Source organism: Anabaena sp. PCC 7108 (assembly GCF_000332135.1).
Lineage (GTDB): Bacteria > Cyanobacteriota > Cyanobacteriia > Cyanobacteriales > Nostocaceae > Anabaena.
Window position 1 is genome coordinate 1173867 of the sequence record NZ_KB235896.1, and the last position, 16594, is coordinate 1190460.

General features: G+C 42.0%; 15 protein-coding genes and 1 tRNA gene. 5 read left to right on the plus strand and 11 right to left on the minus strand.

All coding sequences use genetic code 11. From position 1 onward, the window contains the following. Window positions 1-259 precede the first annotated feature (259 nt). The 5 genes from miaB to ANA7108_RS0106105 all read right to left on the minus strand — a co-directional run bounded on the left by miaB (window position 260) and on the right by ANA7108_RS0106105 (window position 4883). A complete protein-coding gene (miaB, locus tag ANA7108_RS0106085) occupies window positions 260-1624 on the minus strand; it encodes a tRNA (N6-isopentenyl adenosine(37)-C2)-methylthiotransferase MiaB (protein WP_026104008.1) in 1365 nt (454 codons plus the stop codon). A 152-nt stretch (window positions 1625-1776) separates the two neighbouring features. Beyond that, the gene (prmC, locus tag ANA7108_RS0106090; protein WP_016949884.1) at window positions 1777-2694 is read right to left on the minus strand and encodes a peptide chain release factor N(5)-glutamine methyltransferase; all 918 of its coding nucleotides are present in this window, start codon (window positions 2692-2694) and stop codon (window positions 1777-1779) included. 8 nt (window positions 2695-2702) lie between these two features. Continuing rightward, entirely contained in the window at window positions 2703-3500 is a 798-nt protein-coding gene (locus ANA7108_RS0106095) for a Tic22 family protein (protein ID WP_016949885.1), read from the minus strand. A 535-nt stretch (window positions 3501-4035) separates the two neighbouring features. After that, a tRNA-Pro gene (locus ANA7108_RS0106100) sits at window positions 4036-4109 on the minus strand. Between the two features lie 246 nt (window positions 4110-4355). Beyond that, entirely contained in the window at window positions 4356-4883 is a 528-nt protein-coding gene (locus ANA7108_RS0106105; RefSeq protein ID WP_016949886.1) for a GNAT family N-acetyltransferase, read from the minus strand. Window positions 4884-5528: 645 nt separating this feature from the next. Between ANA7108_RS0106105 and ANA7108_RS0106115 the strand changes: the two genes are divergently transcribed. Both ANA7108_RS0106115 and ANA7108_RS0106120 read left to right on the plus strand, forming a co-directional pair. Then, window positions 5529-6248: a hypothetical protein gene (locus ANA7108_RS0106115; RefSeq protein ID WP_016949888.1), complete on the plus strand. Its 720-nt coding sequence runs from the start codon at window positions 5529-5531 to the stop codon at window positions 6246-6248. 96 nt (window positions 6249-6344) lie between these two features. Then, window positions 6345-7262, plus strand: a complete 918-nt coding sequence (locus ANA7108_RS0106120; protein ID WP_016949889.1) for an alpha/beta fold hydrolase — start codon at window positions 6345-6347, stop codon at window positions 7260-7262. Window positions 7263-7484: 222 nt separating this feature from the next. Here the strand turns inward: ANA7108_RS0106120 and tsaD are convergent, their stop codons facing one another. Further along, a complete protein-coding gene (gene tsaD, locus ANA7108_RS0106130) occupies window positions 7485-8528 on the minus strand; it encodes a tRNA (adenosine(37)-N6)-threonylcarbamoyltransferase complex transferase subunit TsaD (RefSeq protein WP_016949891.1) in 1044 nt (347 codons plus the stop codon). Window positions 8529-8752: 224 nt separating this feature from the next. On the opposite strand from tsaD, the gene ANA7108_RS0106135 reads away from it, so the two are divergent. The 3 genes from ANA7108_RS0106135 to ANA7108_RS0106145 all read left to right on the plus strand — a co-directional run bounded on the left by ANA7108_RS0106135 (window position 8753) and on the right by ANA7108_RS0106145 (window position 10075). Further along, a complete protein-coding gene (locus ANA7108_RS0106135; protein ID WP_016949892.1) occupies window positions 8753-9247 on the plus strand; it encodes a photosystem I reaction center subunit III in 495 nt (164 codons plus the stop codon). Between the two features lie 39 nt (window positions 9248-9286). After that, entirely contained in the window at window positions 9287-9436 is a 150-nt protein-coding gene (gene psaJ, locus ANA7108_RS0106140; protein WP_016949893.1) for a photosystem I reaction center subunit IX, read from the plus strand. Between the two features lie 117 nt (window positions 9437-9553). Continuing rightward, complete coding sequence (locus tag ANA7108_RS0106145; RefSeq protein ID WP_016949894.1) at window positions 9554-10075, plus strand: photosystem I reaction center protein subunit XI; 522 nt, start codon at window positions 9554-9556, stop codon at window positions 10073-10075. Between the two features lie 250 nt (window positions 10076-10325). Here ANA7108_RS0106145 and gmk read toward each other — a convergent pair whose 3' ends face one another. From gmk to hetZ, 5 genes are all read right to left on the minus strand, one after another. Then, window positions 10326-10922: a guanylate kinase gene (gene gmk, locus ANA7108_RS0106150; protein WP_016949895.1), complete on the minus strand. Its 597-nt coding sequence runs from the start codon at window positions 10920-10922 to the stop codon at window positions 10326-10328. 170 nt (window positions 10923-11092) lie between these two features. Beyond that, window positions 11093-11359, minus strand: a complete 267-nt coding sequence (remA, locus tag ANA7108_RS0106155) for an extracellular matrix/biofilm regulator RemA (protein ID WP_016949896.1) — start codon at window positions 11357-11359, stop codon at window positions 11093-11095. Between the two features lie 363 nt (window positions 11360-11722). Further along, complete coding sequence (locus ANA7108_RS0106160; protein ID WP_016949897.1) at window positions 11723-14038, minus strand: DUF3488 and DUF4129 domain-containing transglutaminase family protein; 2316 nt, start codon at window positions 14036-14038, stop codon at window positions 11723-11725. A gap of 300 nt (window positions 14039-14338) precedes the next feature. Continuing rightward, entirely contained in the window at window positions 14339-15160 is an 822-nt protein-coding gene (locus ANA7108_RS0106170; protein ID WP_016949899.1) for a hypothetical protein, read from the minus strand. A 144-nt stretch (window positions 15161-15304) separates the two neighbouring features. Continuing rightward, the gene (hetZ, locus tag ANA7108_RS0106175) at window positions 15305-16498 is read right to left on the minus strand and encodes a heterocyst differentiation protein HetZ (protein ID WP_016949900.1); all 1194 of its coding nucleotides are present in this window, start codon (window positions 16496-16498) and stop codon (window positions 15305-15307) included. Window positions 16499-16594 lie beyond the last annotated feature (96 nt).

Sequence of the window (16594 nt, forward strand, 5' to 3'; positions counted from 1 at the left end):
TTTTCGCCCCTAGATATAGCAGGTGACTAAGATTGATACAAATGGACTGACGCGGGGACGCGGGGACGAGGGGACACGGGGACGCGGAGATTCATTTGTAACTTTACTTAAGTGAATTGATATAACCTCTTTGTCCGTTGCTATAATTACGAATCACCTCATGTTCACTTCATTACTTATCAAAAAAGACTGACCGCGTCACTGCGTCTCCCCATCTCCGCGCGGTTCCTTAATGATAAGTCTTTAACCGAACAGAATATTACACCGTTACGGCTTGTCGTACTTCCACTGCTTCCCCAGTTAAGCTAAAGGGGCGAACTTCGGTAATTTTAACTTTTACTATTTGCCCTTTGAGTTCGTTGATATCGCCAGTGAAGAAAGTCAGACGATTACCGCGAGTGCGTCCCATGACTTGGGTTTTGTCTTTGGTATTTTGGTCTTCAACTAGTACTTCTTCAATTCTGCCAAAATAACGTTGCGATCGCTCGGCGGCTTTGACATTGACGAGATGATTTAATCTTTGTAAGCGATCGCTTTTGACTTCTTCACTCAATTGATTATCCCACAAGGCCGCAGGTGTTCCCGGACGAGGTGAATAAGCAGCAGTATTCAACAAATCAAAACCAATATCATCTACCAATTTCAGCGTATTTTCAAACTGTTCTTCTGTCTCTCCCGGAAAACCCACAATTGCATCTCCACTAATAGACGCATCAGGCATATAGCGGCGGATAGTATCAATAATCCGGCGATATTTCTCTTGGGTATAACCTCGTGACATCGCCTTTAATAGCTCATTATCCCCAGATTGAAAAGGAATATGAAAATGTTCGCACACCTTGGGCAACTCTGCACAAGCCTTAATTAGCCGTTCTGTAAAATAACGGGGATGACTGGTGGCAAAACGCAGCCGTTCAATTCCTGGCACATCATGTACATAATACAGTAAATCTGTCAATGTGTGCAGGTGACGACCTTCAGGAGTTGCACCTGGTAAATCTCTGCCGTAAGCATCAATATTTTGACCGAGTAGGGTAATTTCTTTATAACCTTGTTGACCTAATTCTGTGATTTCCGCCCGAATAGCTTCCGGTGTTCGAGACTGTTCCACACCGCGCACGTTAGGAACTACACAATAAGTACAACGTTCGTTACAGCCATAAATCACATTTACCCAAGCTGTCACCTGACTATCTCGACGTGGTTGGGTGATATCTTCCATGATATGCACCTCTTCTGTAGCGACAACCTGATTGCCTTCAAAAACTGACTCTAGCAAATCTTTGAGGCGATTAGCGTGTTGAGGTCCCATCACCAAATCTAATTCTGGCACACGCCGTAATAAAGCTTCTCCTTCTTGTTGGGCAACGCAACCTGCTACAACTAAAGTTAAATCAGGCTGTTCATGTTTGCGCTTTGCCTGTCTACCAAGATAAGAATAAACTTTTTGCTCGGCATTATCCCGAATTGTACAAGTGTTATAGAGAATAACATCTGCATGATTTGGGTCTTCTGACCACTCAAAGCCCATGTCTTCTAAGATGCCTGCCATGCGCTCTGAGTCGGCTTTATTCATTTGGCAACCGAAGGTAGTAATGTGGTAGCGGCGGGATGAAGTGGTCATGGGGAATTACGCTTAGTCAGTTATTGTATTTTACGTCCATTTACCATTCTATCGAAAGCTATAGGTTACAGTGTAGATAGTTCATCTGCCTGAGCGCTGGACTAATAGGTTACAGAAACACTTCTGCTGTGTGAATTGAATTACATCCTAATTCAGGCATTTATATAAGCCACAGCAAAGCGTTCAATTCCCGCTAAATCAGCATGAATAGAAATATTACAATAATTACCATTATTTTCTAATAATTCTCGCACTATATCTGCTTGTCCCGCCATCATTTCAATTAACCACACTCCACCAGGACGCAAATACTGAGGAGAAATATCAATTAAATGACGAATAAAATCTAAACCATCAACACCACCATCTAAAGCCAGATGTGGTTCATGTTTAACAACTTCCGGTTGTAAATTCTGTACTGTATCACTAGGAATATAAGGCGGATTTGATACCATTCCGCTCAACTGACCTTTCAGGAATTCTAACGGTTCCCACCAAGAACCTTGATAAAATTTAATCCGTTCCCCAAAACCTAAATTTTCCGCATTGGTTTTAGCAACCGCTAAAGCTTCTCCACTAATATCAACAGCATGAATTCTGGTATTTGTCAATACTTCAGCTAGTCCCAGTGCGATCGCACCACTACCCGTCCCTAAATCAGCCCAATGTTGCTGTGTAGATGCGTTCCATGGCAAGTCTCTACATTGGTTAGCAGCGGACAAAGCCAAATCAATCAATATTTCTGTTTCTGGTCTAGGAATTAAAACAGCATTTGACACAGCGAGTTTAAACCTGCGCCAAGGTGTCACCCCAGCAATATATTGTACTGGCAAGCGGTCATATAATCGCCTTTGCCATAACTGGTCTAACTCTGTCAAAGACAACTGCGTTTGGATCTGACTACATATTTTAAAAGACTCCAAACGCAGTGATAAACGGTCTAGTCCTGCTATTTCCTGTAACAGCCAGTCTACTTCTATGGGTGAAATGTCATGAGCGATCGCGTCTTGAATAGCTTGATTTCGCCAATGCCAAATTTCTAAACCCGTAACTGGCTGTTGCTTACTCATGCTTAATGTTATTTAGAAGGTAAAGATTTTGGCTTAGGAGCATTTTCCTTGGGTAGAGTTCTGATATATTCTCTAGATTCTGGAGATGGAACCAAGACCACTTGGTTTAGCCATGAATCGTTTTTATCTTTTAAAGTTTTAATCACTCCATCTACATCTATAACTTGAATATCAGCCGTGGGAAACTTCGGCTTTACTTGGTTCAATAACCCTTGTGCATCTTGTTTACTCAAGAATAGAGGAATGGTTTGCTGTTTTTCACTACCCAGTTGAATGGGTACATACCCTTTATCAGCTGCAAATCTGACCGCGAAAACTGGCACGCTTTTAAATTGATCTATTTTTTGACCACTAGCACGCAGTAAGTCCAAAGCCCCTTTCAGTTCTTGTTCTACTGGCTTAAAAGCGAACATAAGGCGATTGGGCTGGCTTTTGGTTTGTTGCAATTGTTGATAAATTACACCTAAAGGCACAGCAGTTACTTGTAGTTTTTTGGCCATATCCTCCAGTTTTGGGTCTTTATTTTTGACATTCCGCAGTTCCTTGATAAAAGCCAAAGCTTCTTGTCGGCTCATATATACACCCGTTACTGAACCGCCTTTTTGCCCATTCTGACCATCGGGTAAATTACGACTTAGGGGTAAACCTTTATCATTAGTAATCAAGTAAACAGGTACTGAGTCTAATTTATCTTTGATTTGTTGTTCTGATAATGCTAGTACGGGAACACTCATACCGAAGACAGTTACCAGCAATGTACTTCCTACTAGACCTAATGTTGCGCCCCAACGAACCAATGATTTCATAACTACTCCTCACTTCAATATCAATAGTTGAATTAACTTAGACAGTCGGAAAAACATGAGAATTTATACAGCAATAACTAGTTTCACCTATCTATTAAGCTATTTTATAGGTAAATAACTAGTAGATTTAGCTAAATTATGTTTAATTGCCTTGTCATTCACTACTAAATGCTGTATGCGCCTATTATATTTCTTCTCAAGGACGGAGTTATGTCCCGGACTCTTGATCAGAACAATGCTATTTTATTGTTTTTCTCAGTTATAGGTGACGCTATGAATAAATAAATCGTTCCAACTGCGATCGCTCAATGTATAGGAAAACGGCGTTGCTGAATAAGGGGATGATTGAGGCTGACGCGGGGACGCGGTGATTATATATTGATGCAGATTCTCAAATTATCCCGCAATTATGCAACACCAGGAAAACTAAGCATTATTACTTTAAATCAAGTATGACATTTTTCCATCTTGATCAACAAAAACCACTGTTCATATTACAGAAAATTTCTAGTTTAATAATATTTATGTTGATAAATCGGGATGACAGGATTCGAACCTGCGGCATCCTGCTCCCAAAGCAGGCGCGCTACCAAGCTGCGCTACATCCCGAAAAAATTGCTCTAACTTTTGGATTACATAACTTTCATTATGTTTGACTCAAGCATTTTCACCATCATATCATACTTAAAGCTGATTGCGAAGCCTCTTACCCAGGAAAAATAATATTCCTTCCTAAATAAGAGTTTTCATGTTGACCAGCTACACGACTGAACTTTGGCTCAACCAACCCATAGTATCACATATTAGGCATCGTAGCTGAATTTTACAATCACAAGCATTTTTTTGAATTAGGGATTAGTGAGGATACCAAAACATCCCTTTAATGCCTTCTGGGTCAGGCATAAACCCCATAGTCCGGTAAAAATCTACCACATGGGGGTCAGCGAAGAGAGTCACATTGCTAATTTCTTCACTCCTCAACTTTTTGAGGACATATTTCATCAATGTTTTTCCCAGACCTTGACCTTGGAAGTCTGGGTGAACTACCACATCCCAGATAGTGGCATTAAAAGCATGATCTGAGGTAGCACGAGCAAAACCAATCAACCTTTTTTGATTTCCTCGTACTTGCCACATGGACGCGACAAGGAAACTATGCTCAATGGCTTTTTTTACTTTTCTCAGAGGACGACGCGACCAACCAACTGCATCACAAAGTTCTTCTAGTTCATACAGGTCAATATCTCGCTCGGTGCTGAAAACAATGTTGTCGTTACCGGCGCTAGAGTTGCCTCTATTTTCTCCTGTATTGTCTTCAAAAGCAGTTGTTTTATTTGTCGCTACAGATTCAGAAGCACTAAACCAAGTTTTCCAAAAACCCATGCCAACGTGGTTCGGTTAAGATGACTGAATTGGTTTCCACTCATTGAGAATGTTGATTCATATTGAAAACAACTGTTACTACTTTTGTCCCTAGACACTTAAAATTTTTTGAGCGTTTCGGGCATTGGAAATGTTAACAGCCGCTTACTGTATGTTTCACACCAATCATTTTTAACTTTAGCATTTTGTTTTCACACTCCCCTAGCTAAAGCACGGGAGATTTTGAGCGAAGATGCACTGCCTTTCGGCTACTGGTTTTTTTTAGGTGGCTGATTTCTTTATCCACTAAAATCAAGATACTATATTTTGACACCGTCCACTCTAAATAAACGGGGATTTTCAAAGAGTTTAGAATGCTTACATAAATTATGTAGAATATGTAGAATTCTCGGTTGTAGCTGGTATGATACCTAACTTCATCCAATATTCTGATGATTATGTAAAGCTGATGTTCAAGCCGCCAAAACGTGAGAATCCAAGAGATTTTAGGTTGCAGGAGGTACAAAATTTAAGCACAAAACCTTATGCTAGAAGACTTTCAAACCTGTTACCTGTTCCCTATTCCCGGCTGTATGACACAGAAGTGGTAGATAATACAGTTTTTAGCTTTAGTTTTAACAAAGCAAGTAAGTCTTACCGCCAACAATGACTTCTGGTTTAAAATCCTCGACACTGGAACTTCTAAAGCGCTTTAACCGAGCGTTTCCCCAATTTTATGAGCAATTTGTTAGCAGTGAGATTCAACTGCAAAATTTGCGCCTAGCATATCGTCTATATAAAACTAGACGCGCAGTTATAGAGATGAAACCGGAGGGCAATAAAAGCGCTCTGCATTTCGCGTACCGGAATCAGTCATTTCTCCTCAGCGATATTTTTGGTGTGTTGGCTGCCTATGGCTTGACTATTCACGGTCTGAGTTTATATGGTCAGATTCGACCACCGATGTTAGTGTTTATCAAACTGCTAGTGTCTCGTGGCAGCAAAGCCTTGACTGAAAAAACAGCCGAGAATGTTTGTCGAGCCATTCGTGAGGCCTTGGGAAGTCGGTTTGAAGTAGAAGAAATGCTGGCAGTTGAATTTAACCTCAATGCCGGCTTAGAGCAAGTACAAACCGAATTCTATGTTGATCCAGTTTTTCATCTTCCGGCTTTAGTGATTGAAGCCGATAATCAACCAGGATTATTTTATAAAGTCATGTACGGCATCTGGCAAGAAGACTTACTGGTAGTCAATGCCAATTTGCTAGTTTGGCGCGGACGGACAAGACTGATACTCTACCTGTTGGGGCCAAATGAAAGCCTGATTCCTGAATATCTGGGCAACAAAATTGCTGAAGGAGTGCGACAGAGGTTACTTGGTCGATGAGTAGAGCAAATTCAAATTCAGAATTTTGAATTTTGAAGAATTACTCTTTACCTATCCGTATTTAGTCGCGCCCGCTCTTAAGGGTACGATATAGGTATGGCAACAATAGAAATCCTAGGCGTTCCACACGCATACGAGCTAACGGCTCCCACCTCTTGCCCCCATGCTTTAGTCTTTATCCACGGTTGGCTAAATAGTCGTGGATACTGGCAACCTGTGATTTCTCGCCTATCAGTTGATTTGCAATGCTTGTCTTATGATTTGCGAGGGTTTGGTGAATCTTCGTCTCAGGCGAAATTAGATTTTAATCGAGCAGAAACTGATTTGAACCTGAATTCCACAGATCCTAGTGTGGTTAGTTCTCCCTTCGATTTTTTATATTCGCCTTCTGCTTATGCTCAGGATTTAGCCGTTCTCTTGGCACAACTGAATATTTCCAGTGTTTGGCTAATTGGTCATTCTCTAGGAGGTACTATTGCCCTGTGGACGGCGGCTCAACTACCTGATTGTGTCCAGGGAGTCATTTGTATTAATGCTGGTGGTGGGATTTATCTTAAAGAGGCATTTGAGCAGTTCCGGTCTGCTGGTCAGAAATTCTTACAAGTTCGCCCACGTTGGCTTTCCCAAGTTCCTTTGATTGATTTGCTGTTTACGAGAGCGAGTGTAGCACGTCCTTTGGAGCGCATTTGGGCGAGACAACGGGTAATTGATTTTCTTGTGGCTGACCCAGAAGCTTCTTTGGGAACACTTTTAGAATCTACTACTGAAGAAGAAGTTAACCGATTACCACAGCTAGTGTCACAACTAAAACAGCCAGTTTATTTTTTAGCTGGTGCTGATGATAAGGTAATAGAACCTAAGTATGTACGTCATTTAGCGAGTTTTCATCCACTTTTTCAATCCGTTGGCGATAATGTCATTGAAATCCCTGATTGTGGACACCTGGCGATGTTAGAGCAGCCGGATACAGTTGCTCGTCACATTCGGTCATTGGTGACAGGGAATAGGGAATAAATAGGCAGGGGGCAGGGTGCAGGGGGCAGGGAGACAGAGGGTTTTACTCTACTGAATTGCTGATCAAATCAAACAAACTCTCCGCGTCCCACCGTCTCCGCGTCCCACCGTCTCCGCGTCTTCCCCTCCCCGCGTCTCTCCATCTCCCCATCTCCCCATCTCCCCATCTCCCCATCTCCGCGTCCCCGCGTCTCCCCATCACCGCGTCTTCTTTCATTGCCATTAATGTCCATATAAATTCATAACTTGGCTTAGGGGTAGACGAGAATGAACCCCTAATGTCAGGGCAGAGGTGTGATCACGGGATAGATGATCCGATGCCGCGCATCCTATCATGGCCGCGTTGTCAGTACAGTATTTTAAGGGGGGGAAAAGCACGCGGATATTATGCTGGGCAGCAGCAGCTTGTAAGTATTTTCTCAGCCCGCTATTAGCTGCCACACCACCACCCACAGCAATTGTATTTAGACCATAGTCACGGGCGCAGGCGATCGCTCTTTTGGTTAGCGATCGCGCTATAGTTTCCTGAAAGCTGGCCGCTACATCTGCCAATGGTACTTGCTCACCGTTTTTCTCTAACTGCTGTACTACACGCAGTACCGCTGTTTTTAATCCACTAAAACTCCCATCATAGGGATGATAACCGCCACCTGGGAGAGAAATTTTCCCTTCTGGTAGTGCAAATGCTTGGGGATTTCCTGTTTGTGCGAGTTTGTCAATTACTGGACCGCCTGGATAACCCAGCTTTAACAACCTTGCCACTTTATCAAAAGCTTCACCCGCAGCATCATCACGGGTTTCTCCCAGGGTTTCGTAATTACCACAATCCTTTACATAAATCAAGCTTGTATGTCCGCCTGAAACGAGTAAGCTAAGAAATGGGGGGTCTAAAGTTGACTCACTCAAGTAAGTCGCGTAAATATGGCCTTCGAGATGATGAACCCCCAAAAAAGGTTTTTTATGTACCATTGCCAAGGTTTTGGCAGCTGTTAAACCCACCAACAGCGCTCCTACTAGACCAGGCGCACAAGTGGCAGCGATGCCATCAATTTGCCCCCAATCTCTATGGCTTTGCTCCATTGCTTGCGCTATTTCTTGATTGAGCGTTTCTAAATGCTGGCGGGATGCTACCTCTGGTACAACTCCACCATACTGTTGATGGACGGGAATTTGCGAGGCTATGATACTGCTGTAGACCTGACGATTGTTTACAATTGCGACGGCAGTTTCATCACAACTGGTTTCGATTGCTAAAACGGTTGGCATAGGGACTGGGGATTAGGGAGTGGTGAAAAGTAATATATTTTAACTCTTGCCTGTTGCCTGTTCCCTATCTTTTCGTTGAGAAGCTTTAACTTTTATTTACTTAAACTTTACTCGGTTCCCGGCCAAGAGTATGATGACTTGCTAGTTATCCAAATTAAACACTGTACAAGCCGCTTCGTTTTGTACAAAGAACTTCTTGTTTTGTAATAAAAGGAAACAACTCTATGCGACGATTGTTTGCTTTGATTTTAGCGATTGGTCTGTGGTTCAATTTTGCTCCTCAAGCTCAAGCCTTAGGAGCTAACCTTGTACCTTGCAAAGACTCTCCCGCATTTCAAGCACTAGCACAAAATGCCCGTAACACCACTGCTGACCCTGAATCAGGGAAAAAGCGGTTTGAGCGCTATTCTCAAGCTCTGTGTGGACCAGAAGGTTATCCTCACTTGATTGTTGATGGTCGCCTTGATCGTGCTGGGGACTTTTTGATCCCCAGTATCCTGTTCCTCTATATTGCTGGTTGGATAGGTTGGGTTGGTCGCGCTTATTTGCAAGCGGTCAGCAAGGGATCTGATTCTGAACAAAAGGAAATTCAAATCGATCTTGGTATCGCCCTACCCATTATTTCTTCAGGCTTTGCTTGGCCTGCAGCTGCACTTAAAGAATTTCTCTCAGGTGAATTAACAGCTAAGGATTCAGAAATTACTGTTTCTCCCCGCTAATTCATCTGTACTCATTCACTTGTTTTGGAGACTAAATTCATGGCTGAAAAAAGCGATCAATCCACATATTTCGTTAAGTTTCTGTCTACAGCACCTGTAGCAGCAACAATCTGGTTGACAATCACAGCAGGCATTTTGATTGAATTTAACCGCTTTTTCCCTGACTTACTTTTCCACCCACTACCATAGGGTGAAAATGTGATTCCAATCAGTAAACAGTTAATCGTAAACACTCTGCTAACTGAATAACTGTTTACTGAGAACTCAAATAAATGCCAAGATTCTCATTTAGAGGCAACATAAAATATGGCACAAGCAGTAAATGCATCAAAAAATCTCCCTAGTGATCCTAGAAACCGGGAGACAGTTAGACCTGCTGGACGTGATCCACAGGATGGCAATCTAGAAACCCCAATTAATTCTTCTCCTTTGGTGAAGTGGTTTATCGGCAATTTGCCTGCTTATCGTCTAGGTCTCACTCCTTTTAGACGGGGACTAGAAGTTGGCATGGCTCATGGTTACTTGCTGTTTGGTCCATTTGCTAAATTGGGTCCACTGCGGGATGCACCTAATGCTAATTTAGCGGGTTTATTGGGCAGTATTGGCTTGGTTGTGATTCTCACCGCCTGCCTCTCTTTGTATGCTAATAGCAATCCAGCAAAAGCACTTGCAAGCGTGACTGTACCTAATCCTCCTGTCGATGCTTTTAACTCCAAGGAAAGCTGGAATAACTTTGCTAGTTCTTTCTTGATTGGTGGTATTGGTGGTGCGGTAGTTGCTTACTTTTTAACTGGCAATTTGGGCATCATTCAAGGTCTAGTCGGTTAGTTTGATTTCTGAATTATGGGTAATAGGTAATTAGTTATTTTTTGCTTCGACCTATTACCCATAACTAAAATAAATCAGCCAAAAGAAATCACACTATGTTAAGTAAAATAACAAATATTGAAATTAGCTCGTAATGAGGGCTTTAGACCTCAAACTATAGCTGTTCACGAAGCATTCCCCCAGGGTAGCCCTCACTGCAAACCTTTCGTTATTTACATTGCTATACTTGGATTTGTTGTTAAACTGCTAATTATCCAAATAATACCGTTTCAATTTCATTGACAGCGGTTTCAAAATCGTTGTTGACGATTTGAATATCAAATTCATCTGCGGCTATAATTTCCGTTTGGGCGCGGTGCAGACGACGAGCTATAGCTTCTTCCGAATCTTGGCCTCGTCCCCGTATCCGTTTCTCCAATTCTGAAAATGTTGGTGGCAGAATAAAAATGCTGAGGGCGCTAGGAAAGGAAGCACGAATTTGTCTTGCCCCTTCTAGCTCAATTTCTAGAACTACCAACTTACCAGAATGAATGTGGTCAAGCACATTTGCACGAGGAGTACCGTAATAGTTACCCGCAAATTCTGCCCATTCTAAGAATTCCCCTTGAGCAACTAATTGTTCAAACTTACTACGGCTAATAAAGTAATAGTTTTTGCCATTGGTTTCTCCAGGGCGTGGAGAACGAGTCGTTATAGATACTGAATAATACAGTTCTGGATGACGCTGGAGGAGCGTTTGCATTAAAGTACCTTTGCCGACTCCACTAGGACCTGTCAAAACAATCAGCTTGCCCAGAGGTTGGCATTCTTTCGTAGTAGCACCACTATTTATCGGTAAAACTTGCATTATCCGTTCAACTTGTGAATTAATCAATAGATGTTATTTACGAGTCTTATGTTAGTTGCGAGGGCAAACTGGTATAAGAAATTTGTAGCACTGGTGACAGAAGATTTTTCTAATTCACATGGTACGGCCGATGTTGAGTAAATAGGGGTGGGTTGATCACCCACCTGCAATTAATTATCTACTGTCTGATGGTCACGGGAAATAACAAAGCGATTTGCTACCGTTTCCGGCTGAATCGCTGATAAGATTACGTGGCTGGAATCAGTTATAATTACAGCCCTAGTCCGGCGACCATAGGTTGCGTCAACCAGTTGACCTCTATCTCTGGCATCGGTAATAATTCGCTTAATTGGGGCAGACTCTGGACTGACAATGGCAACTACTCGATTGGCGGAGACAATGTTGCCAAAACCTATGTTGATTAACTGAATGTCCATAAAAAACTGACGCTAAATGCGCTAGAAAAAGCTTGTTAGAAACTTATTCCCATGTTATACCTAAAGAATCGTAGTTACAACGCTTAAAGTCTTGCTAAATTGAGTTTTTTAATAACAACTGCTTTTTTTTAGCTATTTATCAGCCAAATTTACTAAAAATCTTTCTAAAGATATATGCGAAATTATACTCATACACGCTAGTTCCAGAAGGAATCAAGAAAGCTTAAAGCAGAATTTAGGGGTTAGAAGTGAAAGCCACTTGATATTTGATAGCGCAGTGTCTCGTAGGGAAGCGGTACTAGTCCGATGACGTGGGGAGAGGTGACTTTGCTTTTCTCCCCTTCAGTATATGTCTATCTATGCCTATGATTTTTGCTTTTGTCGAGTTTTAGCTGTTTTTTTGACTGTTTGCCATCTTTGTTGTAATTGTTTCCAGTTAGGACTGTTACCTCCATAACGCCAACTTACATAAGCTTGGCAAATTTCATCTATGATCTCAGCAGTGGCCTGAGGATGTTGTTGATATGACACTTGAGCGTATTCCAGAGGTGTCTGGGCTGGATGTTTACCCAAACCCTTTTGTGTTGTCCATTGTAGCATTTGTTGATACAGGCTTTCCATTGGTGGTAACTTTTTCAACCACCTACGGTTAATCCATTTTTGCCATTCTACCCAACCCAGCCAACCAAAGAAAGCGGTGGTTGTAGCTACAATTAAGGCAGTGAATACCCCTAACCAACCTTGAGAAAATAAAGCTAAAAACCAAGCGATCGCTCTAAAGAACCAGCTAAATATTGTCCCAAATACATTATTCAGCAACCCTGTGACAGGTGAAGGTAGCCAGCCAGCCACCCAATTCCAAAACTGACGTAAAACACTAAAAGTCTGATCTTCCTCAATTGAAGGAGGAATTAAAGGATGATTAGGAATTGGATCAAAACTGAACCAGCCATATTTAGGAAAATAAACTTCTGTCATCGCATAAGCATCAGTGTTACGGACAACATACATTCCTGTAAATGGATTAAACTCTCCTGGAGCAAATCCTGCTACTAACCGTGCGGGAATGCCTATGGAACGCAACATCACAGTCAGTACAGTCGAAAAGTGGTCTGGATAGCCTCCTTGATTTTTGAACAAAAAGGATTCTACCAAGTCATCTTTTGTGCCTAAATAAGGTAATCCGAAGGGATTTTCTGGGATAGAGTACTTTTGCTTGAGATATTGAGCTAGGTAAAGTGCTTTTTCGTAAACTGAATCTAGTTTTCTAGTGTCTTCAGTTCGAGAAACCCGTTCATGATTATAATCAGCCAGAATAGCTTCGGTTTTTTGCCTGACTTTTTCAGCAATTTCTGGGGGGATTTGCAGGTAATAATTCTTGATATCGGGGGGATATTTGGTCGGGGCTGTACCTAACAAAGTGCGATCGCGGGAGGGGACTTGCGAAACTATTGTGTATGTCATCCCTTCTGATAATTGCACAGGCGATCGCAAACCCCCTTCGGTATCAACTGCGATCACAGGTCCGGGAAAATAGATTTCTTGGGGATAAGAGAGAGTGGGAATCAGGTTAGGTAAATCTGATACCACGTTATAAGTTTGTACGACTTCTTTGGTTGGAGTTGTGATGATTGGCAGATCAAGGGAAATTTTGTACGACCAAGGCGATTGCTTAAGAGTCCTAACTTGATCATTACGAGAAATTTCCCATCCCTTACCTGTGTAGCGATCAAAAGCCAGAACTCGCCAAAAACCTTCTGCTTGGGATCTAACCCGGATCACCACCTTGGGTTTCATTTCTCCCCGCAGGTTTTGGTTCATCTGGCTATTAAAACCGTAATAAAAATTATTATCTATCTTTCCAGCTTCACCAGTCCTTCCTTCTCCCGTGCCGCTACCATTACCTTGAGCATTACCTTGGCGAACATAACCGGGATTATTGATATTGCGACCTGTAAACGAGCCTTTTAATTCAATTGGCGCACTTACAGGAAATGAACGTAGTTGATAGCCAGGAACTCTTGGTAAAACTGCAAAAATTCCCAGTCCCAGCCCTAAAATTATCAAAAAATTTACAACTAAAAATTTAAAACTGAAGCTTGTAGTATTTTTTTGGGAAATTTTTGCTTTTTTTAACGGCTTTAAGCCCAAGCGTGAGCGATAGTCTAGGACTAAAGTTGGCAAAGCCACACCTAAAAATAACAGCAACACAGGTGCAAACGCCATGGTTTGACTTAATGTTGCAGCTACACCTAATAATATTAAGCCGATCACAATCGAATAACCCAAGTCTTTCCGCCGAGGCGTATCGTAGCTGTGCAGCACCTGAAGTTGAATTAATAATTGTGCCAAACTCAGCCTTGTATCATTCCACTCACCGATAAAACGCCCAAAAAAAGCACCTAGTGCCACCAACATTCCTATAGCAATACAGAACTTGATAGGAATATTAGCGTTTCGGCGACGGTAGTGACTCCAAATAGCACCCACAATACTTAGAGGCACTGCCCAAAGACTAAAGGTAGTCTCCGATGCAATATCCGTCGCCACCGTCCCTAAAATTACCAGCGCTAGCACTAGCACCCTTAAGGGGATTGAATCTTCCACTTCTGTTAAAGACGACCTATGTCTAGTTTGTCGCCAGTAATCACCTACAGGTAAGCGCCAAAACCGATTCATCCTGGATAAATTTAACATTTTGAAGTAAGTAAAACTATGACGTAGACGCTACGGACACAATGCTAGAGACGAAAACTGATTACCTTGTCTTCAATCTTAGCCCTACCCCATCGTAGCTTTAGACTCCCTTTGGGCATCTCAGGAAATCTACGCATTTCCGCAAGTGTCTCGCTCATAGTTACTTCCTAATAGATGCCCTAACTAATGTTTTTGGCAAAGAGGAGTAAGCTTGAAAACCAGGATTATTATCTTTTGCTATCGCTGTTTATCAATTGAGAGTGCTAGCAGTAGTAATTTGAACTACATCATCAGATTAATAGCCAATAGTAGTGGTTGTTGTTCTAGCTCTGGACATTCAACTGCTAGAGTATAAGTTTGGCTGGTACGTTCGCAGTATAGTTCTACACTAACTTTATTTGAATCCTCAGATTGTGAGACGGCTTGATTCCCATTGCCTTGAAGCTTCAAAACCCCTTGAGTAGGTAATTCACCGTGAACACGTAATTTCGTTAGCTTGCCCAGCAACTGTAATTCTACTCTGATATTTAGAGTTCCAGTGGTAGTTTGCCATTGTTTTTCTATCACCGGATTGGTGAATGAAATTGGCAGAGTCAGATTTTCTAGCAGTTGTTTAGCTGCCATTAACGACAACGCCATTTGTTGACGTGGTTGTAAATCTGAGTAATCCCTCTGAATATTGGGTATTGTCTCTAGAGCATCTACAGAACGATAGGAAGTTCTGAGTACCATCCCAGCTACATCATTGATTAACTGGTAATCTTCAGGAAAAAAGCTCTCTACAGCCTGAACCAGTTTAGGTCCTAAAGGTAGAGAAGATGTCAATAATAACTGACACTTTTCCATCAATTGCTGGAAAATCTTTTCTGGTAAAGAAACTGGCAGATTGAGCTTTGATTGCTGTGCCAACCACCCCCAGGCAGGAACTAAGGCAATCGATGGCTCTTCCACAAATTCGGGATACTCTATTAATTGACTTTCCCAAGGGAATAAAGGTGGGTGGTTTTGGATTTCGACTTGTAACCGACGCTTGAGGACGGCTTGAAAACGTTCTTGCACAGTAGGAATTTCTCCTAGTTGAAAGGTTTGGGGCTGTCCTCCCAACTTTGGCTCACCACATTACGTAGCGGCTTCCTTGAGAGGGTCTTCTACCCCATCAATTTTCTCACACTCTACCGAGGGATACTCGCCGGTTTGACATTATCTGCCAACAACTAATCGAGTAACTGGTATTGTAAGGGTTGTGAGTCAATATTCATGGGTAGATGCACTAGATCCGGACACTAATGAGTTACGAATTTCCCAAGCTTGTTCCAAAATCTTAAACCAGCGTTTTTGCAGTTGTGCCATTGACAAATCTAAGGTTTTGGCAATTATTTCGTCGGGTTCTCCTTGTTGCTTTAAATCCAGTAAACACCGATGTTGATCATCCAACTTTGCTGTGTAGACTTGCCATTGATGAGGAGTTAAGCCTAAATTAGTAGGTAAAGAAACTTCTAACCATTCATGAACTAATTCCCAACGATGCAAAAGTGCAAACCGAATTAAATGATATTTAAAGCGCTGCTGCAAGTAATCTCGCTGACGCGGGGTTAAACCCAAAATTGACTCAATTTCCGGCGCAGATAAATCCTGGAGACGGAGGGAGAAATAATCAGCACAGTCTGATTGTTGCCTTTGTTCTAAATAATCCATTAATTCGGTAATCACAACTGAACGCAGGGTGTCTTCTTCAAGTTCTGGTTCTGGTTGCATTGCCATCGCTGATCTTAATTGTTGTATGGCTGGCTCTTCCCAAGATCCATCAAACTCACCACTACTGCCTTCAGAAGCTTTTTCTATATCTATAGAAGTTTCTGGAGGTTGTTGTTGTGAGAAGGTTTGCGCTCGCAAAATGATGAGTTGTTGTTGTCTTCCTGGTAAGGGAATACGGCGTTTACCATAGCGCTCAGTAAATGCCATGTACTCGGCTAATTCTAGTAGGCTCTGGGGGCGATAGGTAGTTTCTTGTTGATTTTCTCTACGAAAAGCATTCAATGCCTCCAGATAAAAACTCTGAAGAAAATCTTCTATAATAGTCAGCCGCCCTTGATAGCTCAATTGCTTCTGAGGAGGATTAATATACCGATAGATAATTGCACTGAGAGTACTATGTAACTCGACTCTACCCCGATTAGAACCCAATTGATAGTACCGGAGACATTGTTGCAGCCGATGTCTGGCTAGAGTCATTGCAGAGCTTTCTATTTCACCGGAAGCTTGAATGCGTTTACTCTCATTACAAATCCTAAGTACTTCGCCAGCAATTCGCAATGACACACTGCGACAATTTTTTTCTGTAGCCTTGGTTGACTGCTGTAGTTCTTTCAATAGGAATTGAAATATAACCTCCACGCCGATAGACTTGTCTCCCTGAGTAGTTGCGGTTGCGGCTGAATTCATAGTCTGAATTTTAAAAAGACCCTAACATACTTAAACACAACCTGTAAGGTTATGGGTGTTAGCTGGATAGGCTTTGCATATAGGTTGTCAGTTTTC

Coding starts and splice junctions, on each gene's coding strand:
- prmC (WP_016949884.1), bottom strand. CDS start 2,694: ATGAGTAAGCAACAGCCAGTTACGGGTTTAGAAATTTGGCATTGGCGA.
- ANA7108_RS0106135 (WP_016949892.1), top strand. CDS start 8,753: ATGCGACGATTGTTTGCTTTGATTTTAGCGATTGGTCTGTGGTTCAAT.
- remA (WP_016949896.1), bottom strand. CDS start 11,359: ATGGACATTCAGTTAATCAACATAGGTTTTGGCAACATTGTCTCCGCC.
- hetZ (WP_016949900.1), bottom strand. CDS start 16,498: ATGAATTCAGCCGCAACCGCAACTACTCAGGGAGACAAGTCTATCGGC.
- ANA7108_RS0106115 (WP_016949888.1), top strand. CDS start 5,529: ATGACTTCTGGTTTAAAATCCTCGACACTGGAACTTCTAAAGCGCTTT.
- ANA7108_RS0106105 (WP_016949886.1), bottom strand. CDS start 4,883: ATGGGTTTTTGGAAAACTTGGTTTAGTGCTTCTGAATCTGTAGCGACA.
- gmk (WP_016949895.1), bottom strand. CDS start 10,922: ATGCAAGTTTTACCGATAAATAGTGGTGCTACTACGAAAGAATGCCAA.
- ANA7108_RS0106120 (WP_016949889.1), top strand. CDS start 6,345: ATGGCAACAATAGAAATCCTAGGCGTTCCACACGCATACGAGCTAACG.
- tsaD (WP_016949891.1), bottom strand. CDS start 8,528: ATGCCAACCGTTTTAGCAATCGAAACCAGTTGTGATGAAACTGCCGTC.
- psaJ (WP_016949893.1), top strand. CDS start 9,287: ATGGCTGAAAAAAGCGATCAATCCACATATTTCGTTAAGTTTCTGTCT.
- ANA7108_RS0106095 (WP_016949885.1), bottom strand. CDS start 3,500: ATGAAATCATTGGTTCGTTGGGGCGCAACATTAGGTCTAGTAGGAAGT.
- ANA7108_RS0106145 (WP_016949894.1), top strand. CDS start 9,554: ATGGCACAAGCAGTAAATGCATCAAAAAATCTCCCTAGTGATCCTAGA.
- ANA7108_RS0106160 (WP_016949897.1), bottom strand. CDS start 14,038: ATGAATCGGTTTTGGCGCTTACCTGTAGGTGATTACTGGCGACAAACT.
- miaB (WP_026104008.1), bottom strand. CDS start 1,624: ATGACCACTTCATCCCGCCGCTACCACATTACTACCTTCGGTTGCCAA.